At 74.1% G+C, this 20,450-nt stretch carries 21 protein-coding genes; 17 read left to right on the plus strand and 4 right to left on the minus strand.

Annotated elements, in window-relative coordinates; all coding sequences use genetic code 11:
- Positions 1-19 precede the first annotated feature (19 nt).
- The 12 genes from ACH4F6_RS04060 to ACH4F6_RS04115 are packed head-to-tail and all read left to right on the plus strand — an operon-like array spanning position 20 to position 11,714.
- On the plus strand, positions 20-1,387 hold the full coding sequence (locus ACH4F6_RS04060; RefSeq protein ID WP_397958307.1) for a class II 3-deoxy-7-phosphoheptulonate synthase: 1,368 nt from the start codon (positions 20-22) through the stop codon (positions 1,385-1,387).
- The gene (aroC, locus tag ACH4F6_RS04065; RefSeq protein ID WP_397958308.1) at positions 1,384-2,550 is read left to right on the plus strand and encodes a chorismate synthase; all 1,167 of its coding nucleotides are present in this window, start codon (positions 1,384-1,386) and stop codon (positions 2,548-2,550) included. The genes ACH4F6_RS04060 and aroC overlap by 4 nt, the downstream gene beginning before the upstream one ends.
- Entirely contained in the window at positions 2,547-3,059 is a 513-nt protein-coding gene (locus ACH4F6_RS04070) for a shikimate kinase (protein WP_397958309.1), read from the plus strand. Before aroC ends, ACH4F6_RS04070 begins: the two co-directional genes overlap by 4 nt.
- Positions 3,056-3,685 carry a hypothetical protein gene (locus tag ACH4F6_RS04075; protein ID WP_397958310.1) on the plus strand — a complete coding sequence of 210 codons (630 nt, stop codon included), beginning with the start codon at positions 3,056-3,058 and terminating at the stop codon, positions 3,683-3,685. The genes ACH4F6_RS04070 and ACH4F6_RS04075 overlap by 4 nt, the downstream gene beginning before the upstream one ends.
- Positions 3,682-5,466 carry a GH3 auxin-responsive promoter family protein gene (locus ACH4F6_RS04080; RefSeq protein WP_397958311.1) on the plus strand — a complete coding sequence of 595 codons (1,785 nt, stop codon included), beginning with the start codon at positions 3,682-3,684 and terminating at the stop codon, positions 5,464-5,466. The genes ACH4F6_RS04075 and ACH4F6_RS04080 overlap by 4 nt, the downstream gene beginning before the upstream one ends.
- Entirely contained in the window at positions 5,463-6,329 is an 867-nt protein-coding gene (locus ACH4F6_RS04085; protein ID WP_397958312.1) for a class I SAM-dependent methyltransferase, read from the plus strand. Before ACH4F6_RS04080 ends, ACH4F6_RS04085 begins: the two co-directional genes overlap by 4 nt.
- Complete coding sequence (locus tag ACH4F6_RS04090) at positions 6,326-7,705, plus strand: NAD(P)/FAD-dependent oxidoreductase (RefSeq protein WP_397958313.1); 1,380 nt, start codon at positions 6,326-6,328, stop codon at positions 7,703-7,705. The genes ACH4F6_RS04085 and ACH4F6_RS04090 overlap by 4 nt, the downstream gene beginning before the upstream one ends.
- Entirely contained in the window at positions 7,702-8,808 is a 1,107-nt protein-coding gene (locus tag ACH4F6_RS04095; RefSeq protein WP_397958314.1) for a hypothetical protein, read from the plus strand. Before ACH4F6_RS04090 ends, ACH4F6_RS04095 begins: the two co-directional genes overlap by 4 nt.
- Positions 8,805-9,518 carry a DUF6182 family protein gene (locus ACH4F6_RS04100; protein ID WP_397958315.1) on the plus strand — a complete coding sequence of 238 codons (714 nt, stop codon included), beginning with the start codon at positions 8,805-8,807 and terminating at the stop codon, positions 9,516-9,518. The genes ACH4F6_RS04095 and ACH4F6_RS04100 overlap by 4 nt, the downstream gene beginning before the upstream one ends.
- Entirely contained in the window at positions 9,518-10,141 is a 624-nt protein-coding gene (locus ACH4F6_RS04105; protein WP_397958316.1) for a LysR substrate-binding domain-containing protein, read from the plus strand. The genes ACH4F6_RS04100 and ACH4F6_RS04105 overlap by 1 nt, the downstream gene beginning before the upstream one ends.
- A complete protein-coding gene (locus tag ACH4F6_RS04110; RefSeq protein ID WP_397958317.1) occupies positions 10,138-10,890 on the plus strand; it encodes an alpha/beta fold hydrolase in 753 nt (250 codons plus the stop codon). The genes ACH4F6_RS04105 and ACH4F6_RS04110 overlap by 4 nt, the downstream gene beginning before the upstream one ends.
- Positions 10,887-11,714: a class I SAM-dependent methyltransferase gene (locus ACH4F6_RS04115; RefSeq protein WP_397958318.1), complete on the plus strand. Its 828-nt coding sequence runs from the start codon at positions 10,887-10,889 to the stop codon at positions 11,712-11,714. Before ACH4F6_RS04110 ends, ACH4F6_RS04115 begins: the two co-directional genes overlap by 4 nt.
- Here ACH4F6_RS04115 and ACH4F6_RS04120 read toward each other — a convergent pair.
- Positions 11,707-12,015 carry an ArsR/SmtB family transcription factor gene (locus tag ACH4F6_RS04120; RefSeq protein WP_397958319.1) on the minus strand — a complete coding sequence of 103 codons (309 nt, stop codon included), beginning with the start codon at positions 12,013-12,015 and terminating at the stop codon, positions 11,707-11,709. The genes ACH4F6_RS04115 and ACH4F6_RS04120 overlap by 8 nt on opposite strands.
- Positions 12,016-12,182: 167 nt before the next feature.
- Here ACH4F6_RS04120 and ACH4F6_RS04125 point away from each other — a divergent pair, with 167 nt between their 5' ends.
- The 5 genes from ACH4F6_RS04125 to ACH4F6_RS04145 all read left to right on the plus strand — a co-directional run bounded on the left by ACH4F6_RS04125 (position 12,183) and on the right by ACH4F6_RS04145 (position 17,803).
- Positions 12,183-13,418: a serine hydrolase domain-containing protein gene (locus ACH4F6_RS04125; protein WP_397958320.1), complete on the plus strand. Its 1,236-nt coding sequence runs from the start codon at positions 12,183-12,185 to the stop codon at positions 13,416-13,418.
- Positions 13,419-13,432: 14 nt separating this feature from the next.
- Positions 13,433-14,260, plus strand: a complete 828-nt coding sequence (locus ACH4F6_RS04130; RefSeq protein ID WP_397958321.1) for a cyclase family protein — start codon at positions 13,433-13,435, stop codon at positions 14,258-14,260.
- A gap of 28 nt (positions 14,261-14,288) precedes the next feature.
- Positions 14,289-15,119 carry a class I SAM-dependent methyltransferase gene (locus ACH4F6_RS04135; protein ID WP_397958322.1) on the plus strand — a complete coding sequence of 277 codons (831 nt, stop codon included), beginning with the start codon at positions 14,289-14,291 and terminating at the stop codon, positions 15,117-15,119.
- A 171-nt stretch (positions 15,120-15,290) separates the two neighbouring features.
- Positions 15,291-16,766 (plus strand): MFS transporter, encoded by a 1,476-nt coding sequence (locus tag ACH4F6_RS04140; RefSeq protein WP_397958323.1) that lies wholly within the window; start codon positions 15,291-15,293, stop codon positions 16,764-16,766.
- Positions 16,763-17,803 (plus strand): GDSL-type esterase/lipase family protein, encoded by a 1,041-nt coding sequence (locus ACH4F6_RS04145; protein WP_397958324.1) that lies wholly within the window; start codon positions 16,763-16,765, stop codon positions 17,801-17,803. The genes ACH4F6_RS04140 and ACH4F6_RS04145 overlap by 4 nt, the downstream gene beginning before the upstream one ends.
- Positions 17,804-17,916: 113 nt before the next feature.
- Here the strand turns inward: ACH4F6_RS04145 and ACH4F6_RS04150 are convergent, their stop codons facing one another.
- The 3 genes from ACH4F6_RS04150 to ACH4F6_RS04160 form a co-directional block, all read right to left on the minus strand.
- On the minus strand, positions 17,917-18,324 hold the full coding sequence (locus tag ACH4F6_RS04150; protein WP_397958325.1) for a hypothetical protein: 408 nt from the start codon (positions 18,322-18,324) through the stop codon (positions 17,917-17,919).
- Positions 18,325-18,554: 230 nt separating this feature from the next.
- Positions 18,555-19,202: a nitroreductase family protein gene (locus tag ACH4F6_RS04155; protein WP_397958326.1), complete on the minus strand. Its 648-nt coding sequence runs from the start codon at positions 19,200-19,202 to the stop codon at positions 18,555-18,557.
- A gap of 240 nt (positions 19,203-19,442) precedes the next feature.
- Positions 19,443-20,264: an alpha/beta fold hydrolase gene (locus tag ACH4F6_RS04160; RefSeq protein ID WP_397958327.1), complete on the minus strand. Its 822-nt coding sequence runs from the start codon at positions 20,262-20,264 to the stop codon at positions 19,443-19,445.
- Positions 20,265-20,450 lie beyond the last annotated feature (186 nt).

Here is a 20,450-nt window from a genome sequence, read left to right on the forward strand (position 1 = left end):
CGTCCCAGGAGACCCCGCCATGTTTGCCCACCCACCGGACCAGGCGCCCGACCGGCCGGCCTGGCGTGACCTGCCCGCGGCGCAGCAGCCGGATTACCCGGACACCGAGGCCGTGCGCAAGGTCGTCGAGGAGCTGGAGTCGTATCCGCCGCTGGTGTTCGCCGGCGAGTGCGATCAGTTGCGTGCCCGTCTGGCGGCCGTGGCGAAGGGGGAGGCGTTCCTCCTTCAGGGCGGTGACTGCGCGGAGGCGTTCGACGCCGTGGGCGCGGAGCAGATCCGGGCGAAGCTGAAGACGCTGCTGCAGATGGGCGCGGTGCTGACGTACGCGGCGTCGGTGCCGGTGGTGAAGGTGGGACGGATCGCGGGGCAGTACTCCAAGCCGCGGTCGAAGCCGACCGAGACCCGCGACGGGGTGACGCTGCCGACGTACAGGGGGGACGGGGTCAACGGCTTCGACTTCACCGAGGCGGCGCGGGTGCCGGACCCGGAGCGGCTGAAGCGCATGTACCACGCCTCGGCGTCGACGCTGAACCTGGTGCGGGCGTTCACCACGGGCGGCTACGCGGGCCTGCGCCAGGTGCACGCCTGGAACCAGGACTTCGTGAAGTCGTCCCCGTCCGGCCAGCGCTACGAGCAGCTCGCCCGCGAGATCGACAACGCGCTGAACTTCATGCGGGCGTGCGGGACGGACCCGGAGGAGTTCAAGACGGTCGAGTTCTACTCCTCGCACGAGGCGCTGCTGCTCGACTACGAGTCGGCGCTCACCCGTGTCGACTCGCGCACCGGGCAGCTGTACGACGTGTCGGGGCACATGGTGTGGATCGGCGAGCGCACGCGGCAGCTGGACCACGCGCACATCGAGTTCGCGTCGAAGATCCGCAACCCGGTCGGCGTCAAGCTCGGCCCGGCGGCCACGGCCGAGGAGGCGCTCCGGTACGTCGAGCGCCTCGACCCCGACCGGGAGCCGGGCCGGCTGACCTTCATCGTCCGCATGGGCGCCGACAAGGTGCGGGACAAGCTGCCCGAGCTGGTCGAGAAGGTCACCGCGTCGGGTGCGGTGGTGGCGTGGGTGACGGACCCGATGCACGGCAACACCTTCGAGGCCGCCTCCGGTCACAAGACCCGCCGCTTCGACGACGTGCTCGACGAGGTCAAGGGCTTCTTCGAGGTCCACAAGGCCCTCGGCACCCACCCGGGCGGCATCCACGTCGAGCTCACCGGTGACGACGTCACCGAGTGCGTGGGCGGCGGCGACGAGATCCTCGTCGACCACCTCCACCAGCGCTACGAGACGGCCTGCGATCCCCGCCTCAACCACAGCCAGTCCCTCGACCTCGCCTTCCTGGTGGCCGAGTTGTACCGCACTCAGGAAGGAGGCCTCCGATGAGCAGGCTGCGCTGGCTGACGGCGGGGGAGTCGCACGGTCCGGCCCTCGTCGCGACCCTGGAGGGACTGCCCGCGGGGGTGCCGATCACGACGGAGGCCGTCACCGGCCATCTGGCGCGGCGGCGGCTGGGGTACGGCCGGGGCGCGCGGATGCGGTTCGAGCGGGACGAGGTCACGTTCCTGGGCGGGGTCCGGCACGGGCTCACCCTCGGCTCCCCGGTCGTGGTGATGGTCGCCAACACCGAGTGGCCGAAGTGGGAGCAGGTGATGTCGGCCGACCCGGTCGAGGCCGAAGCCTCCGCGCGCAGTGCGCCGTTGACCCGCCCGCGTCCCGGGCACGCGGACCTCGCGGGGATGCAGAAGTACGGGTTCGACGAGGCACGGCCGGTGCTGGAGCGGGCGTCGGCCCGGGAGACCGCCGCCCGGGTGGCGCTCGGCGCGGTCGCCCGGTCGTACCTGAAGGAGACCGCCGGGATCGACGTGGTCAGCCACGTCGTGGAACTGGCGTCCGCGAAGGCGCCCCGCGGAACGCGCCCGACGCCGCAGGACGTGGAGGCGCTGGACGCGGACCCGGTGCGCTGCCTGGACGCGGACGCGTCGAAGACGATGGTCGCGGAGATCGACCGGGCCCACAAGGACGGCGACACCCTCGGCGGCGTGGTCGAGGTCCTGGCGTACGGCGTGCCGGTGGGCCTCGGCTCCCACGTGCACTGGGACCGCCGCCTCGACGCCCGTCTCGCCGCCGCGCTGATGAGCATCCAGGCGATCAAGGGCGTGGAGGTGGGCGACGGGTTCGACCTCGCCCGCGTCCCCGGCTCCCGGGCCCACGACGAGATCCTGCCGTCCCTGAGCCGTGCGAGCGGACGCGCGGGTGGCACCGAAGGCGGCCTGTCCACCGGGGAGCTGCTGCGTGTCCGCGCGGCGATGAAACCCATCGCGACCGTCCCCCGCGCCCTGAGGACCGTGGACGTGACGACCGGCGAGGCCGCCCGGGCCCACCACCAGCGCTCCGACGTGTGCGCCGTCCCGGCGGCCGGGATCGTCGCGGAGGCGATGGTCGCGCTCGTCCTCGCGGACGCGGTCGCCGAGAAGTTCGGCGGGGACAGCGTCCCGGAGACCCGCCGCAACGTCCGCTCGTACCTGGAGAATCGGGTCGTCCGGTGAACGGGCCGAGGGTCGTGCTGGTCGGGCCGACGGGCGTCGGGAAGTCCACCGTGGGCCGGCTGCTGGCCGCGTGGTGGGGGGTGGCGTACCGGGACACGGACGACGACGTCGTCGCCGCGGACGGCCGCAGCATCCCGGAGATCTTCACGGCGGACGGCGAGTCCGCGTTCCGCGTGGCCGAGACGTGCGCGGTGCGCAGCGCGCTCGCCGGACACCGGGGTGTCCTCGCGCTCGGCGGCGGCGCGGTCCTCGACGCCGGCACCCGCGCCCTGCTCGCCGCGCACCCGGTGGTCTGCCTCGCGATGGGCGCCGAGGAGGCGGCCCGGCGGGCCGGGCTCGACCGGTCCAGACCGCTGCTCGCCGCCGACCCCGGCAGGCGCTGGCGCGAGCTGATGGAGGCGCGCCGCCACCTGTACGAGGAGGTCGCCTCGATCACCGTCCACACCGATGGCCGCACCCCCGAAGAGATCGCCCAAGAGGTGTCCTACGCACTGGAGTCGAGGATATGAGAGACCGTCGGTTCTATGTCCTGCTCGGGCCGGACGGGGCCGGGAAGTCCTCCGTGATGGCGGAGCTGGCGCGGGCGCTGCCCGGCTGGCGGACGCTGTCGACGGACGACGACCTGGTGGCCGGGGCCCACGGGCTGATCACCCGGCTGCGCCGGGACGTCGTCGGGGAGGTGCTGCCGGAGCTGGGGCGGGCGTACTCCGCCGACTTCCTCGCGCAGCTGCTGGGGGCGGCGGTCGTGCACCTGCGGGACCAGCTGGAGCGGCAGGAGCCGGGGACGCCGGTGCTGATGGACTCGTACTACTACAAGATCCTCGCGAAGTGCCGGCTCGCCGGGCTCGCCGCGCACCCGCTGTACGCGTGGTGGCGGTCCTTCCCGCAGCCACGCGGCGTGATCTACCTGGAGGTGTCGCCGGAGACGGCCTGGCGGCGGTCGGGGGAAGGGGCACGGCTCAACCCGCTGGAGCACTTCGGGCCGAGGCCCGAGTGGTTCGGCTTCGAGGACTACCAGAAGAACCTGCGCAAGCTGATGCTGGAAGAGGTCGGAGGGCTGCCGGTCACGGTGGTCGAGGAGCGTTCGGGGGCCGCCGCGACGGCGGCGGCCGTACGGAAGGCGCTCGCCGCATGAGCTGGGGCGAGGAGGGACACGCCGAGCGCTACCGCAGCCGGGTCTTCGCCGAGCGGGCGCGGCTGAGCGGCGAGCTGGCCGACCTGGCGGGGCGGCAGACGGCCGTGCTGGCGGACATGGTGGAGTTCAACCGGGACACCGAGTTCGGCCGGCGGCACGGGTTCGGCTCGATCCGCACCCTCGAGGACCTGCGGGCCGCCGTGCCCGTGCAGGACTACGCGGCGCACGCGCCGTACATCGAGCGGACGGCGGCGGGGGAGGAGGGCGTGCTCACCGCCGACGCGCCGGTCGTCTACTTCACCAGCAGCGGGAGCACCGGCGCGCACAAGAAGATCCCGGTCACCCGGCGGTTCATGAGGACGGTGTTCTTCCCCTTCTACTACGCGGCCTGGGCGCCCCTGATCGGCGCGTTCCCGGAGCTGACCGGGCGGGCGGACGCCGTGCTGAACCTCAAGCACGACCCCCTGTCCGCGCCGCCGACCACCGCCGACGGCCGTCCCCATGTCGGCGCCAGCCAGGTCGACTTCGGCACGGCGTTCGGTGAACCGCTCGCCGCCGAGCTGGGCACGGCCGCGCCCTGGGCGGCCCTGCCGGTGGACGTGGCGCCCGACGACCACCTGGAGAAGACGTACCTGCGGCTGCGGCTGGCCGTGCAGAGCGACGTGCGGGGGCTGATCGGCATCAACCCGGCGATGTTCGCGGCCCTGCCGTACCAGCTGCGGCTGTGGTGGCCGCGCATCGTCAAGGAGATCCGCGACGGCACCCTGGGCGGGGTCCCGTACGGCGCCCCCGACGCCGCGCTCGCCGCCCGGCTGGAGTCGCTGGACGAGGTGAGCCCGGCCCGGGTCTGGCCCCGGGTGCGCGCGCTGTTCGGGTGGACGACCGGGGTGGCCTCGCTGTATCTGCCCGCGCTGCGGCGGACGTTCGGGACGGACGTGGTCGCGCTGCCCGCGCCGGTCGCCGCGTCGGAGGGACCCGTCGCGGTGCCGCTCGACCGGCATCCCACGGCCGGGAGCATCGTCCCCTCGGCCTGCGTGTACGAGTTCGCCGACGCGGACGAGGACCTCGGGCCCGGGACGGAGACGCTGCTGCCGCAGGCCGTCGAGGAGGGGCGTGACTACCACGTCGTGTTCAGCCACGTCGGCGGGCTGTACCGGTACGCGGTCGGCGACGTCGTCCGGGTCGTGGACCGGGTCGGGGGCGTGCCCCGGCTGATGTACGCGGGCCGGGCCGGGCGCTCGGACGCGGCGGGGGAGCGGCTGCGGGAGGCACAGGTCGTCCGGGCGGTGCGGGAGGCGCTGACGGGGGCGGGGGTGGAGCTGCGCAACGTGTCGTGCAGGGTGGAGGAGGCGGGCGCCGGGGCGGCGGAGACGACTCCCCGCCACGGCGGCGGGCTTTCCCGGTACGAGTCCGCCCGTGACAGGCCCGCCCACGAGGGGCCTTCCACCGGGGGGTCTTCCCCCGGCGCCCCGCCCCGCTACGTCTTCGCCGTCGCACCCGAGACCCCCTGGCCCCCCGGCGCCCCCGCCCGCTTCGCCACGCTGCTCGACGCCGGACTGGGCCGGGAGTCCCCCGGCTACGCGAAGGCCCGGCGGGAGGCACGGCTCGGCGCACCCGGCGTACGGCTGCTGCACCCGGACAGCTTCCGGTACGAGTGGCAGGAGCGGGTGGCCGCCGGGGTGCGGCCCACCCAGGTGAAGGACCGGCTGTTCCGGCCGGACGAGAGCCAGTGGCGGCGACTGACCGCCGCGTCCGACGCACTGCGAGGAGAAGGAACGTGACGCACGTCCTGGAACCCGCCGACCCCGTGGAGAAGACGGCCCTGCTCACCGCGGCCCTGCGCGCCGCCGAGACCCGCCGCGAGGACCGGCTCTACGCCGACCCCTACGCGGCGGCCCTGGTCGGCGACGCCGGGCCCCGGCTGCTCGCCGAGATCCGCGCCGCGACCTTCCCGGCGGACCGGCCCCGCTCGATCCCCAGCACGCCCGACTACAACGCGATCCGCACCCGGTTCTTCGACGACCTCCTCCAGCGGGCCGTCCGCGAGGACGGGGCGACCCAGCTGGTCGTCGCGCCCGCCGGCATGGACTCCCGCGCCTACCGGCTCGACTGGCCCGAAGGACTGCGGTACTTCGAGGTCGACCGGCCCGCCGTGCTCGCGTTCAAGGAGCAGCGCCTCGCCGGCGCCGTCCCCACCGTCGACCACGTCACCGTCGCCGTCGACCTCACCGCCCCCGACTGGGAGGACCGGCTGACCGACAGCGGTTACGACCCGAAGGCCCCGTCCGTGTGGCTGCTGGAGGGGCTGCTCTACTACATCCCCGAGCCGGACGCCCGGCGCATGCTCCAGCGGGTCGCCGCCTGCTGCGCGCCCGGCAGCCGGATCGCCGCCGACCTCGTCAACGCCGCCGCCCTGACGCTGCCCCACATGCGGCCGCTGCTCGACGTGTTCGCGGGCTGGGGCTGCCCCTGGCTGTTCGGCAGCGACGAGCCCGAGGAGCTGTTCACGCGCCACGGCTTCGACGTGCGCGCGGTCCAGCCCGGCGAGGACGGCGCCGACTTCGGGCGCTGGCCCGACCCGGTGCCGGAGCGGTCGGTGCAGAACGTGCGGCGGGTGTTCTTCGTGCACGGCAGGCGCCGGTGACCCGGCCCGTGGTGGTGGCCGGCGGCAGCGTCGCGGGGCTCGCCTGTGCGCTCGCCCTGGCCCGGCGCGGCTTCCGGGTGACGGTGCTGGAGCGCACGCCCGAGCCGCCGGAGGACGCGCGGGAGTGGCGCAGACCCGGCGTCGCGCAGCACGGCCACTCCCACCTCCTGACCTCGCTCGGCGTACGGGCCCTGCGCGAGCACGCGCCCGAGGTGCTGGCCGCCGCGCTCGACGCGGGCGCGGGCCTCCTCGACCTCGCCGACACCCTCCCCGGCGGCGAACGCCTCCCGCAGGACGCCGAGCTGACGGCGCTCGCCGTGCGCCGCCCGGTGTTCGAACTCGCCCTGCGCGGCGTGGTCCGTGCGCTGCCCGGCGTCGAGATCCGCCACCGCGTGACCGTGCGCGCACTGACCACGGCCCGCCGGGTGACCGGGGTCGTCACCGGCGCCGGCGAGCACCTCCCCGCGCACGCCGTCGTCGACGCCACCGGCCGCCGGGCCGCCTCGCGCGCGTGGCTGGCGGCCACCGGGACGGTCCCGCCCGCCGAGTCGACCGCGCCCACCGCGATCCGCGCCTTCACCCGCTTCTACCGGCTGACCTCCCCCGGCGCCCTGCCCGGCCCGCTGAACCGGGGCAACGCGGCCGGCGGCATCTGGGACCACTACGCGGCCGTCGCCCACCCCGCCGACAACGGCACCTACGCCCTCACCCTCGGAGCCCCCGCCCGCGACCGCGCCACGGCCGCGCTGCGCGACCCCGCCGCCTTCACCGCCGCCGCCCGGCTCTCCCCCCACCTCGCCGCCTGGACCGATCCCGACGCCGGACGTCCCATCAGCCCCGTCCGCCCGATCACCCTCCCGCCCAACAGCCTGCGCCCGGCCGCCCCCGTCGAGGGCCTGTACGCCGTGGGCGACGCCGCCTGCGTGACGAACCCCCTCTACGGACGCGGCATGTCGCTGGCCCTGTGCCACGCGTTCGCGCTCGCCGGGCACCTCGCCGGGACCGGGGAGGACGACGCGCGGGTCGCCGCGCGGCTCGCCGACCGCATCCACCGGCCCTGGTACGAGCACTCCGTCCGCGAGGACGCCCACCGCACCGCCCTGTGGCGGGCCCGCGTCACCGGCGGCCCGCCACCCGTGTGGGCGGCCCCGGACGGCCGTCCGGCCCTGGCCGAGATCGGGACGGCGGCCCGCACCGACCCGGTCGTGTGGCGCGGCCTCACCCGGGTCCTCATGGGTCTCGACGGCGTCCACGAGGTCTTCGACGACGAGGTGTTCCGCGAACGCGTCCGGGCCGCCCCCGTCCCGCGCGGCGGGCCCCGGCCCCCCACCCGGGACGAACTGGTCCGGGCCGTCGCGGCGGAGAACGCGCCGTGACCCGCCGGGTGCTGCTCGCACCGGTCACCGTCACCCCCGCCAAACCCCTGACCCCCAGCCACCTCAAGGGGCTGCTGTGGACCGACGTCATGTACCGGGCCACCAGCGCGCTCGCCGACGTCACCTACCGCTACAGCCCCACCACCTACCACCTCACCGAACAGACCCTCGGCTTCTGGGAGTTCCTCGACCGCACCCAGGGCGACCTGCCGTACGGCGCGCTCTCCGAGGAGGAGATCGGCGACCTGTACGTCCTGTTCCGCAAGGACGCGCCCGCGCCCGCCGGCGCGCTTCGGCCGTACGCCCTGGAGGCCGAGCGCAACGGGTGGGTGCATCCGGCGAGCGCGCGGGTGCTGGAGCTGTGGACCGGGCACTACGCCCGGCTCGGTCTGCACGACCCGGGACTGACCGTCCATCAGCCCCCGCGGCTCGGGTTCGAGGAGATGACCGAACGGCTCGTCGGCCTCGGCATGGGGCTGGACCAGCGGTCCGGCGGTGGGCCCGTCTACCTCGACGCCACCCGGTACGGGCTGCCCCTGCGGCAGATCACCACCCCGGACGGACACCCCAACTACCTCGCCTGCGCACTGCGGGAGCTGCTGCCGCTGGCGGCCGAGCACGACGAGGTCGTCCTGCTGTACGACACCGAACTCGCCGCCGACTACGCCCTGCTGCAGCGGGTGCTGGCCGGACTCGGGCCGCGGGTGCACCGCGTGCCGGTGGGACGCGTCCCCATCGACGGCGAGATCCGCTCCGCCCGGCACGGCGGCTGGCACGAGCACACGGCGGGCGCCCTCCTGCGGACCCTGGGAGCCGACCCCGACGTGCGGAGACTGGGCGTGCGGCTGTACTTCGTCGCGGCCCTCGGCCCCGGACGGGCCCAGTCGTTCCGCGCCGACCTCCTCCACAAGAGCCTGGACCGCGCCGCACGGCTGCTGCGCCGGGCGGACGGCGTCCGGCTCGGCGCCGAGGCGGTCCGCGAGGAACTGCGCCGGCACCGACGGGACCACACCCACGTCGACCCCTACCGGCTCACCTCCTCCCTCCTCGCCCGCGCCCGCCGCACCCTCGACCACGACCTGCTGACCACGGTGTACCTATGACCCTCTCCCCGGAACTGCTGCTGACCGTCGCCACCGAACGCCTCAGAGCCGCCCGCCCCGACCTCGCGGACCGCTCCGCCCGCTCGGTCGAGGACTCGGTGAAGGAGGGGGTCCGCGCCGAGGGGGTCGCGGCCGTCGTCGTCGTCCGGGACGTCCGGCTCCCCTCCTGGGTGCGCGAGACCTGCGCGTTCGCGCTCTCCCTCACCCCCGAGCGGGCCGACGCCTGGCGCCGCTCCCTCACCCGGACCCTCTACCTGGCGGGCCGCCCCGACAACCTGCGCGAACGCTTCGCCTTCACCCGCGTCGCCGCCGACGGCACCGCCGCGTGGGCGGGCCCCGACCCGGACGAAGCCACCACCGGGCTACGACGGCTGCTGAGGACGTTCAGCGGGCGCCGGCTCCTGACGGCCTGGCAGCCGGTGACGGTCGAACTCCCCTCCGCGCAGGGCCGCCCGGAGCGTGCACCCGTCCACCGCGACCTCTATCTGGCCACTGCCCACCTCACCCTCGCCGACGCGCTGGTCCACCTCGGCCACCTCCTCGCCGAGTCCGTCATCGACGGCACCCTCGGTCCCGGCGACCGGCTCACCCTGCGCTCCGTACCGCGCCTCACGGCCCTGCCCGCGCCGTACGCCGCGCTGCGCGTCGACACCGACCGGCTCCGGCCGGACCGCCTGCGGGCCTACGCCGCACTGACCCAGGAGACCTGATGCCCTCGACACCGTTGACTCCTCTGCGCATCGGAGTTCACGGCTCCGCCGCGCAGGCCGAACGGATCGTCGCCGCCTCCGGGTTCGACCCGGCGCGCGTGACCTACGTGCCGTACGACGTCCGGGAACCCTTCCGGCCGCTGCGGGCCGGTGAACTCGACGTCATGCTGGTCAAGTTCGCGCTGCGGGAACCGGACGTGGTCGCGGGCGAGCCGGTCGCCTCCGACGCGCGGGCCGTGCTGCTGCGGGCCGGGCACCCCCTCGCCGGGCGGGACACGCTCTCCGTCGAGGACCTCGTGCCGTACGACCTGTTCCGCCGCCCCGGCGACTTCCCGGCGTACGTCTGGGACCAGGTCGTGCCGCCCCGCACACCCCGGAAGGCGGCGCTGCGCCGGGTGCGGGAGATGACGACCATGGCCGCCCTCGCCGAGACGCTGACCGGGTCGGACGCCGTGCACCTGTCGTTCCTGTCGCTGGAGGGGATCGTGCCGCCGCAGGTGCGGGTCGTACCGGTGTCCGACCTGCCGCCCGCGCCCGTGTCGCTGGCCTGGCTGCGCGGGGGGCCGCCGGTCGCGGGACTCGCCGAGTTCGTCGCCGCCGCCGGGCGGAGGGCCGTACGGTGACCGCGCTCGTGCTGCTGCACGCGCTGCCGCTGGACTCCTCGATGTGGCGGGCCCAGGTCCAGGGCCTCGGAGCGCTCGGGCACCGGGTGCTGGCCGTCGACCAGCGCGGCTTCGGCGACCGGCCGTCGGGGGAGGCGGCGCCTTCCCTGGACGTCGTCGCGGACGACCTCGCCAGGACCCTGGACCGGGAGGGCCTGGACCGCGTGGTCCTCGCCGGCTGCTCGATGGGCGGATACGCGGCGCTCGCCTTCCTGCGCCGCCACCCCGGCCGGATCCGCGCCCTCGCGCTGCTCTCCACCCGCGCCGAGGCCGACACCGCCGAGGCGGCCGCCCGCCGCCGGGCCTTCGCCGGGGCCATGCGCGACCCCGCCGCCCGTGACCGACTGGTCGAGGCGACGACACCGGTCCTCCTCGGCGCGACGAGCAGGAGCCGGAACCCGGCCCTGCTGGGCGAGTTGCTGCTGGCCGCCGAGTCCGCCGATCCGGAGGCGGTCGCCCGGGCCCAGGAAGCCGTCGCCGACCGCCGGGACGGCCTCGACGTCCTGCGGACGACCGACGTCCCGGCACTCGTCGTCGCGGGGGAGGAGGACGAGCTGGTGTCCCTCGCGGAGTCACGGGCGGCGGCGGACGCCCTGCCCCGGGGGCGGCTGGTCGTCCTGCCGGGAGTCGGCCATCTGCCACCGCTGGAGGACCCCGCCACGGTGACGCGCCTGCTGGCGGGACTGGCGGAGGAAGGGGCACGGCCATGACCGCCGAGAACGCGACCGTGGACCACCGCTCCTGGGGCTACACCGCCTCCACCGGCCTCGCCTTCACCCGGGAGGACATCGTCGAGGCCCACTTCGAGGCGTGCGCGGGGCCCTACCGGGCCGCGCTCGACTCGGTCGGCATCCGGCCCGGATGGCGGGTGCTCGACGCGGGCTGCGGCAGCGGCGCCTTTCTGCCGTGGCTCGTCGAGGCGGTCGGGCCGCAGGGCCGGGTGCACGGCGTCGACCTCGCGGCGGAGAACGCCGAGCGGGCCGCCGCGCGGACGGGTGGCACGGCGGAGGTGCGGCAGGGGGACATCCTGCGCCTCGACCACCCCGACGACAGCTTCGACGCCGTCTGGTGCGCCAACACCACGCAGTACCTCGACGACGACCAGCTCCTGCGCGCCCTCGCCGAGTTCCGCCGCGTCGTACGGCCCGGCGGGGTCGTCGCCGTCAAGGACCTCGACGCCGCGCTGATCGCCGTACGGCCCGGAGATCCGTACCTGTTCCCGGACTTCTTCCGGGACGCGGGGCGACAGCCCGGCTACGCACGCCAGTTGCTGCGGACCGCCGAGCTGGACCGGTGGCTGGAGCGGGCCGGGCTCACCGACGTGCGGCGGCAGACCCTGCTCATCGAGCACTCCGCACCCATGCCGCCCGCCGTCCTGGACTTCTACACCCGGGCCTGCGAACGGATCGCCCGGATGGCCGGGGGCGAGGAGTGGGAGGTGTTCCTCGACCCCGAAGGGTCCGGTCACCCCCTGCGCGACCCCCACGGATATGTCCGTGAGGGCAACACGGTGGCGGTGGGTGTCGTCAGGTGAGCGGCTCCGGGCGCAGGACGATCTCCAGGAGGCCGGGGAAGCGGGCGTCCAGGTCCTCGCGGCGCAGCGACATCAGGCGGTGGGTGCCCTCCACCCGGGTGCGGGTCACGCCCGCGTCCCGCAGCACCTTCAGGTGGTGGGAGAGCGTCGACTTGGCCATCGGGATGTTCAGCCCGCTGCACGACTGCTCGTGCTCGTCGCCGAGCCCCCGCACGATCGCCAGGCGCGTCGGGTCGCTCAGCGCGTGGAACACGTCCGTGAGCTGGATCTCCGCGCGGTCGGGGTGCTTCAGCGTGCGCACGTCTCGGACTCCTCGGGCGACAAACGGCCTGCTTCTCGGAACTCGGCCCGGGGAAGCCCTTGTTCCCGCGCCCGAGCGCTTTCTATAGTTCCACAAGTTCCATAGTTCCGTAGATAGCGAACTATGGAAATAAGCTCCCCGACGTCACCGCTCACACAGGAGGCACGGTGCCCGAGCTGAAGATCGAGGTCGACCCGGCGGACGTGGGTCTGGACGCCGACCGGTTACGGCGGCTCGACCGCTACCTGGCCGCCTACGTCGACGACGGCCGGCTGCCCGGCTGGCAGCTCGCGGTGACCCGCCGCGGCAAGGTGGCCCACCTCGCGGAGTACGGCCGCCGCGACATCGAGAACGACCTGCCCAGCGAGGGCGACACCCTCTACCGCGCCTGGTCCATGACCAAGCCCGTCACCTCCGTCGCCGCGCTGACCCTGGTCGAGGACGGCACGATCGGCCTCCAGGACCCGGTCGCCAAGTACATCCCCGCCTTCGAGGACGTCCGCGTCTACCAGCACGGGCCCGCCGCCCGCCCGGTCACCACGGCCGCCGCGAACCCCATCCGCATCCAGCACCTGCTCACCCACACCTCGGGCCTGACCTACGGCTTCCACCGGGCCCACCCGGTCGACGAGATCTACACCGCGAACGGCTTCGAGTGGGCCACCCCGCCCGGCCTCGACCTCGCCGCGTGCTGCGAGCGGTGGGCGTCCTTCCCGCTGCTCTTCGAGCCCGGCACGGCCTGGAACTACGGCGTCTCCAGCGACGTCCTGGGCCGGGTCGTCGAGGTCGCCTCCGGCCGGAGCCTCGACGCGTTCTTCGCCGAGCGCATTCTCGACCCCCTCGGCATGACCGACACCGCCTTCCACGTCCCGCCGGAGAAGGCCGACCGGCTGGCCGCCTTCTACACCGCCGACCCCGCCACCGGCCGGGCCGTGCGCGCCGACCACCTCGGCGCGGGCGCGCTGCACCCGCCCGCCTGCCTCTCCGGCAGCGCGGGACTGGTCACCACGCTCGCCGACTACCACCGCTTCACCCAGATGCTGCTCGGCGAGGGCGTCCTCGACGGTCAGCGCGTCCTCGGCCCGCGCACCGTGCGCCACATGCGCCGCAACCACCTGCCCGGTGGCAAGGACCTGCACACCGTGGGCCGTCCCGTCTTCTCCGAGATGCCGACCGCCGGCGTCGGCTTCGGCCTCGGCTTCGCCGTGATCGAGGACCCGGCAGCCGCCGGAGTCCCCGCCAACCCCGGCGAGTACGCCTGGCACAGCGCGGCCGGGACCGTTTTCTGGGTCGACCCCGAGGCGGAGCTGACCGCCGTCTTCCTCACCCAGCTGATGCCGTCCAGCGCCCACCCCCTGCACAGCCGCCTGCGCCAGCTGGTCAACCAGGCCCTGGCCGACTGAGGGAGCGAACCGTCATGTGTGGTCCCGAAACCATCCTCGGCGCGGCGTCCGGCGAACCGCCCGAGCGCCTGCCCCAGAGCTTCACCGGGAAGCAGACCCCCACCGAGGGGTCCGCCCCGGCCGGGGCGCCCGCCCCGTACGTCCCCCAGGGGGTCGTCCGCGATCTCACGCACGTCCTCGGCACCGACTGGCCGGTCTTCTCCCTCTACGTCGAGCCCATGCGCATCAAGCGGCTCGCCAACCTCGCCGAGCACGAGTACAACGCCTTCGAACTCACCTACAACGAACACATCGGCACCCACATCGACGCCCCCGCCCACTTCGACGACGACGGCCTGACCGTCGAGCAGATCCCGGCGCAGGCGCTCGTCGCCCCGCTCGCCGTCGTCCGGATCCGCGAGCGGGCGGCCCGGGACAACGTCACCGAGCTGAGCGTCGACGACCTGCTGCGCTGGGAGAGCCGGCACGGCCGGATCCCGGACGGCGCGGTGCTCGCCGTCGACAGCGGCTGGTCCGAGCGCATCGACACCCCGGGCGCCTTCCTCAACTACGACGAGAAGGACGGCCACTACCGCTACCCGGGCATCTCCGTGGAGGCCGCGCACTTCCTCGTCGAGGAGCGGTCCGTGGTCGGCGCCGGCATCGACACGCCCAGCCTGGAGCCCGGCACCCGCCCCGCCGACCCCTTCACCCACCGCGTCCTGCTGCCCGCCGGGGTCTACGGCATCGAGAACCTCGCCCACCTGGACACCGTTCCCGACCTCGGCGCCACGGTCGTCGTGGGCGCCCCCAAGCACTCCGGCGGCACGGGCGGCCCCGCCCGGGTGCTGGCCTTCGTCTGAACTCTGCGACCCTGAGGAGAACGCACAGATGACCGCGACATCAGGCACGGCCGCCCCCGAGGAGCGCTGGGAGTGGACCCAGGAGCGTTACCGCGACGGCGTGTTCAGTCACGCCGTGTCCACCGAGCGGGAGCGGCTGAGGCTCCTGGAGTCCGTCCTCGACGAGCACACCCGCGGCAACTTCCGCCGCCTCGGCCTCGCCCCCGGCCACCGCGTCCTCGAAGTGGGCGGCGGGGGCGGCTCGGTGGCCCGCTGGCTCGCCGAGCAGGGCGCCGAGGTCACCGTCACCGACCTCGACACCACCTACCTCGACGAACTGACCGACATCGGCGTGCGGGTGCTGCGCCACGACGTCTACCAGGACGACTTCCCGCCCGGCTCCTTCGACTTCATCCACACCCGGTACGTCGTGATCCACCTGCCCGACCCCGAACGCGCCGTGGCGAGGCTCGCCCGGTGGCTCAAGCCGGGCGGTGTGCTCCTCCTGGAGGAGCCGTCGTTCTTCCCCATCAAGGACTCCCCGCACCCGGCGTACCGCAAGGTCATGCGCGCCTTCCGCAGTCACCTGGAGAGCGCCGTCGGCACCGACACCGAGTGGGCCCGCAACCTGCCGGTGCCGCTGGCCGGCAAGGGCCTCGGCGACATCGGCTACGACGCCCGCTTCCAGCGCATCACGGGCGGCGACGACGAGGCCGAGTGGTGGCGCCTGACGCTGGAGCAGACCCGGCAGGCGGTGGTCGCCGGAGGACTCGCCGAGGACGAGGACTTCGAGGCCGCCTACCGGGAGCTGGCCGATCCCGGCTTCCACGACCTCTCCCTCGCGGTGTTCACGGCCTGGGGCACCAGGCAGGCCGACTGAGGGTCGCGGGGAGCGGACGACGGCCGGTGCCGCACCGGGCAGGGAGCGCCCCGGTGCGGCACCGGCCGTGCTGTCGGTAGATAGTTTGACGGCAGATTATTTCGCTGCTACTTTCATGGCCCAATCGTTGATGTGCAGATTGATGTCTGCAAGACGAAATGGCAGGGGTAGATGTCGGATCGCCAGTCGAACGCCTTAACGGCGCCCGCCGGACCGGGCGCGCGCAAGAACCTGGTGCTGCTGGTGCTGTGCGCGCAGCTCTTCCTGGACTCCATGGACGTCTCGCTGATGGGCGTGGCCCTGCCCGAGATGCAGCACGACATGGGCCTCAACGCCGAGCAGCTGCAGTGGATCATCTCGGGTTACGCCGTCGCGTACGGCGGCTTCCTGCTCCTGGGCGGCCGGGCCGCCGACCTCTTCGGCCGACGCCGGATGTTCTTCTGGGCCACGGTCGTCTTCGCGGCCGTCAGCCTCGTCGGCGGCCTGGTCACCGACGGCTGGCTGCTCATCATCACGCGCGTCGTCAAGGGCGTCGCCGCCGCGTTCATCGCGCCGGCCGCCCTGTCGATCATCACGACCACGTTCCCGGAGGGCCCCGAGCGCAACCGGGCGATGAGCATGTTCGGCCTCACCGGCGCCAGCGGTTACGCGGCCGGTCTGGTCTTCTCCGGGCTGCTGACCTCGCTGAGCTGGCGGCTCACCTTCTTCGTCCCGTTCGTCGTGGCCGCGCTCGTCCTGCTGACCGCGCGCAGCGTCATCGCCCCCGACGAGCGCGCCGACGGCCGGAAGCCCGGCTTCGACGCCCTCGGCGCGGTCACCGCGACCGGCGGTGTCCTGCTGCTGGTCCTCGCGCTGACCCGGGCCCCCGAGGTCGGCTGGGGCTCGGCGGTCACCGTGGCCAGCCTGGTGGTGTCGGTCCTGCTGCTCATCGCCTTCGTGGTGATCCAGAACCGGCGCACCGACCCGCTCGTCGACCTCGCGATCTTCCGCTCGCGCACGCTGTCCGCGGCGAACGTCGTCGGCGTCGTCTGGGCCTGCGCCACCATCGGCTGGCAGTTCATCGCCCTGCTCTACCTCCAGGACGCGCTCGACTACAGCGCCCTGAAGGCCGGCATGGCGATCGTCCCGATGGCCGTGTCCATCCTGGTCGCCGTCAACATCGCGCCGAAGGTGATCGCCAGGATCGGGCTGCGGGTGCCCGCCGTGATCGGCCTGCTCCTGCAGGGCGCCGGCATCTTCCTCTTCCTGCGCGCCGGCGAGGACGCCTCCTACCCGGCCGTGCTGCTGCCCGCGCTCATCGTCCACGGCCTGGGCAACGGCACCAGCTTCCTCAGCTTCAACATCGCGGGCGTCAGCGGCGTCGCCGACGACAAGCAGGGTCTCGCGGCCTCGCTCATCCAGTCGGCCGTCCAGCTCGGCGGCGGCCTCGGCGTCGCGGTCGGCGCCGCCGTCCTCGCCGGGTCGGCGGGCGGCGCCGGGATCAGCGCCTACCACCACGCCTTCGTCGCGGTCGGCGTCTTCTCCCTGGTCGGCGCCCTCGCCTCGGCGATCGGACTCGGCGCTCCGCAGCACACCGGCGGCGAAGGGGCCGCCGGGGAGGCGCCCGCCGGGGAGGCGCCCGCCGGGGTCGAGAGCGGGCGCGTGTGAGCGTGCGGACCGTCGCCGGGGCGCGGGAGACCGAGTGGCTCCCGCCCGACGACCCCCGGCTCGCCTGGGACGGGGTCGCCGAGTCGGAGCGCCTCCCCGGGGGCTGGCTGCCCCGCCGGATCTCCCGGCGGCGGCTCGCCACCACCCTCTCGCCCGATTTCACCCGCCTCGCGGCGATGCCCGCCGGCATCCGCTGCGGGGTGCGCACCGACGCCCGCGAACTCGTCCTGCGGATCGGCGTCGAGGGCGGCGACGCCCCGGTCGACGTCCTGGTGGACGGGGAGCTGGCGCTGCGCGCCGCCGTCGAGGGCACCCGCGAACTCTCCGTGCCCCTCGGGCCGGAGGCGGAGCCGAGGGACGTCGAGGTGTGGCTGCCGAACCTCGGGTACGTGCTCGTCGACGAGGTCGGCTTCCGGGGGCACACGGTGCTGGCGCCCGCCGAGCGGACCGGGCCGCGCTGGGTGACGTACGGCAGCTCGCTCACGCAGAGCGTGTTCGCGGCCGGGCCGTCCGAGACGTGGAGCGCGCTGGTCGCCCGGGAGGGCGGCTGGCGGCTGCACAACCTGGGGTTCTCCGGGCAGGCGCACCTCGACCCGGTGGTCGCGCGCACGATCCGGGAGCTGCCCGCCGACCTGATCTCGCTGGAGCTGGGGATCAACGTCCACAACAAGGGCACGTTCGCCGAGCGCAGCTGGACGCCCGCCGTGTGCGGGTTCGTGGAGACCGTCCGCGACGGCCACCCCGAGCTGCCGATCGTGGTCGTCACCCCGTTGTCCTCGCCCGAACGGGAGGACACCGAGAACGCGGCCGGCCTGACGCTGGCGCAGATCCGCACGCGCACGGCGGAGGCGGTCCGGGTCCTGGAGCGCCTCGGCGACCGCAACCTGCACACCCTGGACGGCCTGACGGTGGTCCCGGCCGCCGAGGCGGACGGGGTCTACGCGGACGGACTGCATCCCACGGCCGAGGGCGAGCACGTGCTGGCCGCGAGAATCGGGGACTTCCTGCGGAAGGTCATGCCGCCGTCGCATTCCTGACGGCGTGACACGAGCCACCCGCAGTGGCGGACGGGTTACATTCCCCCGGTCCGTTCCGCCGCTGCGGGTTTTCCCGTGCGCGGGTTTTCCCGTGCGCGGGGTTTCCCGTGAACTCAGCTCACTTCGTATCCGATCCGGGCGAGCACTCCCCATTTCCCGTCCTGCCGGGTCACGACATAAACGGAGTCGAACACGGCCAGCCGCCTCCCTTCGGCGTCCAGGCGGCTGAACCGCACCGCGGCGTGCACCTGATCGTCGGAGACCTGCGGGAACGCGACCTCGTCCCAGGCGCTGCGACGCCAGCCGGAGGCCAGCAGCGCCTCCAGCTCGGCCTGCGAGGCGCGGATGTACTCCTCGGGGTCGTCCCAGACCGTCACCGCGCCTTCGTGCACGCGTATCTGGGGGAAATTCAGCGTGGCGGTCCACTGCGCCAGATCGTGGCTGTTGAGTCCGTCGAGAAAGGCGTCGAGGGCCGCGCGGGCCTCTTTCGTGACGGCGGCGAAATCGCGATCTGCGGTCATGGCGAGTGCCTTTCGAGCGAAGTCGGTTCGTACGGCATCGAGGGGAAGAATACCCACCGGATTCGCCTTTTCTTCCTGGCCTTCGGTCCAGGAGGAAACCGGCCGGAAGGCGGAAGCGGGAAACCGCTCCGGGGCCGCAGGACCGATCCGGTGAAACCCGTCTCACCCGAAGCCGGACCGGCCCTCGACCGCAGCTCCCCGGCCCCGGACCCCCGCCGGGGGCGCCGCCGCTACCAGCGGTCCCAGTGCAGCACCTCCTCGCGCGGGACGCGCGGAGCCGGCTTGAAGTCGGTGCCGATCGTGAAGGCCAGCGGGACGAACGCGGCGAGCATGACCTCGTCGTACGGCACGTCGAGCGCCTTCGCCAGCTCCCGTTCCAGCGGGCCCTGGGCGGTCGTCCAGACCGTGCCGAGACCCCGGGCGCGCGCCGCGAGCATGAAGCTCCACACGGCCGGCAGGATCGACCCCCAGGTCATCGACTGGTCCAGGACGGAGGCGTTCTCGGTACGGCCCTCCACCGCCGGGATGACGAACGCGGGCACCCGGTGCACGTTCGCGTACAGGTGCTGGAGGCCCTCGTAGATGCGCTCCATGGACCCCGGGTGGTGGTTCATCCGGCGCAGGTCGCGGGCGTTGACCGGCTGGCCGCCGCCGGTGTTCAGGGCGCGCCGGAAGATGTCGGCGACCACCAGGCGCTGCTGTTCCTCGGTGACGACGAGGAAGTGCCAGCGCTGTCGGTTGCGCCCGGTGGGCGCCTGCGTGGCCAGGTCCACGCACTCCTCGATCAGTTCACGGGGGACGGGACGGGTGAGGTCCAGGCGCTTGCGCACCGCGCGCGTCGTGGACAGCAGTTGATCGGGGGTCAGGTCCAAGGTCATAGGCGTGACCGTAGGGGCACATTCGTCTGATGTCAAACAATTGGCTGTCAAACTGTTTTACGACGGGCCGCGCTCGGCGCCGCCGCTCGCGTCCGGCAGCACCCCCGACACGATCGGGCTGACGGCTCCCGCGCTCACCCCGAGCCCGTGGAGCACGGCGAGGTCACCGCGCGACCGCCGGGCGGGTCGCCCCGGACAGGACGTGGGAGGCGCCGGCGAGCCGGTCACCGGTGGACGTCGTCACAGCGTCGCCAGCCATCGGTCGATCTCGGCGTTCACACGGTCGGGCAGCTCCCCGTGGAGGAAGTGCCCGGCGCCGGTGACGGCGATCGCCTTGCAGTCCGGGTGCGTGAAGCAGCGCTCGTCGGCGCGCATCCGGTCCGGGTCCCGGTGCAGCGCCAGCACCGGCTGGGGGCGCCGTCGCAGGACCGCCTCGGCCTCGGGCAGGAAGCGGACGCCCGCCGGGTGCAGGACGTGTCCCCGGAAGACGTGCGCCCGGGTCTCCGGGGTCGCCCACAGTGCGGCGAGCCGCTGACGTTCCACCAGGTGGGCCGGGGTGTTCGGGCCCCGGGCCAGCCCGGTGACGATCCGCAGCGCGGTGGCCTCCGCGTCCGGTCCGTCGAGCGCGTCGGCGAGCGCCCGCAGCCGGTCCCGGCTGTCGTCGGCGCCCGCGTAGTCCGGGTCGAGGGCCACCAGCGCGCGCACCAGGTCGGGGCGGCGGGCGGCCAGCACCGAGGCCACCGACGCGCCCATCGAGTGCCCGACCACGACCACCGGCCCGGTGTCCAGCCGCTCCAGCAGCCCCGCCAGGTCGTCGGCGTGCCGCTCGGTGGACCAGTCCCCGGCCGGAGGGCCCGTCCGGCCGTGCCCGCGCAGGTCCACGGCGACGGTCCGGCAGCGACCGCGCAGCCGGGGGAGCTGATGGACCCAGGTCTCGGCGTTGTCCCACAGCCCGTGCACCAGGAGCGTGGGCAGCCCGAGCGCCCCGGCGGGTCGTGCGCCGGGCGGGGCGGGCAGGTCGACGTGGAACATCCGCCCGGCAGGCAGATCGGCACAGGGCATCGCGACAACTCCCGCCTCGGGGGAAGGGGGTGGGACGGACGGGGTGCGCACCGCGGGAGGGGAAGAGGCCGCCGGGGGCGGGCGGGTCCGGCCGACCGACCCATTACAGACCGGCGCCCCACCTGCCGTCCAAGTCCCCTCCGGCAGAGCCGTTATGCTCACCGGGCATGGCCGGAGGTGCTCGGG

Source organism: Streptomyces sp. NPDC017936, from assembly GCF_044328485.1.
Taxonomy (GTDB): domain Bacteria; phylum Actinomycetota; class Actinomycetes; order Streptomycetales; family Streptomycetaceae; genus Streptomyces.

Coding starts and splice junctions, on each gene's coding strand:
- ACH4F6_RS04080 (WP_397958311.1), top strand. CDS start 3,682: ATGAGCTGGGGCGAGGAGGGACACGCCGAGCGCTACCGCAGCCGGGTC.
- ACH4F6_RS04075 (WP_397958310.1), top strand. CDS start 3,056: ATGAGAGACCGTCGGTTCTATGTCCTGCTCGGGCCGGACGGGGCCGGG.
- ACH4F6_RS04140 (WP_397958323.1), top strand. CDS start 15,291: ATGTCGGATCGCCAGTCGAACGCCTTAACGGCGCCCGCCGGACCGGGC.
- ACH4F6_RS04060 (WP_397958307.1), top strand. CDS start 20: ATGTTTGCCCACCCACCGGACCAGGCGCCCGACCGGCCGGCCTGGCGT.
- ACH4F6_RS04160 (WP_397958327.1), bottom strand. CDS start 20,264: ATGCCCTGTGCCGATCTGCCTGCCGGGCGGATGTTCCACGTCGACCTG.
- ACH4F6_RS04115 (WP_397958318.1), top strand. CDS start 10,887: ATGACCGCCGAGAACGCGACCGTGGACCACCGCTCCTGGGGCTACACC.
- ACH4F6_RS04130 (WP_397958321.1), top strand. CDS start 13,433: ATGTGTGGTCCCGAAACCATCCTCGGCGCGGCGTCCGGCGAACCGCCC.
- ACH4F6_RS04100 (WP_397958315.1), top strand. CDS start 8,805: ATGACCCTCTCCCCGGAACTGCTGCTGACCGTCGCCACCGAACGCCTC.
- ACH4F6_RS04105 (WP_397958316.1), top strand. CDS start 9,518: ATGCCCTCGACACCGTTGACTCCTCTGCGCATCGGAGTTCACGGCTCC.
- aroC (WP_397958308.1), top strand. CDS start 1,384: ATGAGCAGGCTGCGCTGGCTGACGGCGGGGGAGTCGCACGGTCCGGCC.
- ACH4F6_RS04135 (WP_397958322.1), top strand. CDS start 14,289: ATGACCGCGACATCAGGCACGGCCGCCCCCGAGGAGCGCTGGGAGTGG.
- ACH4F6_RS04150 (WP_397958325.1), bottom strand. CDS start 18,324: ATGACCGCAGATCGCGATTTCGCCGCCGTCACGAAAGAGGCCCGCGCG.
- ACH4F6_RS04155 (WP_397958326.1), bottom strand. CDS start 19,202: ATGACCTTGGACCTGACCCCCGATCAACTGCTGTCCACGACGCGCGCG.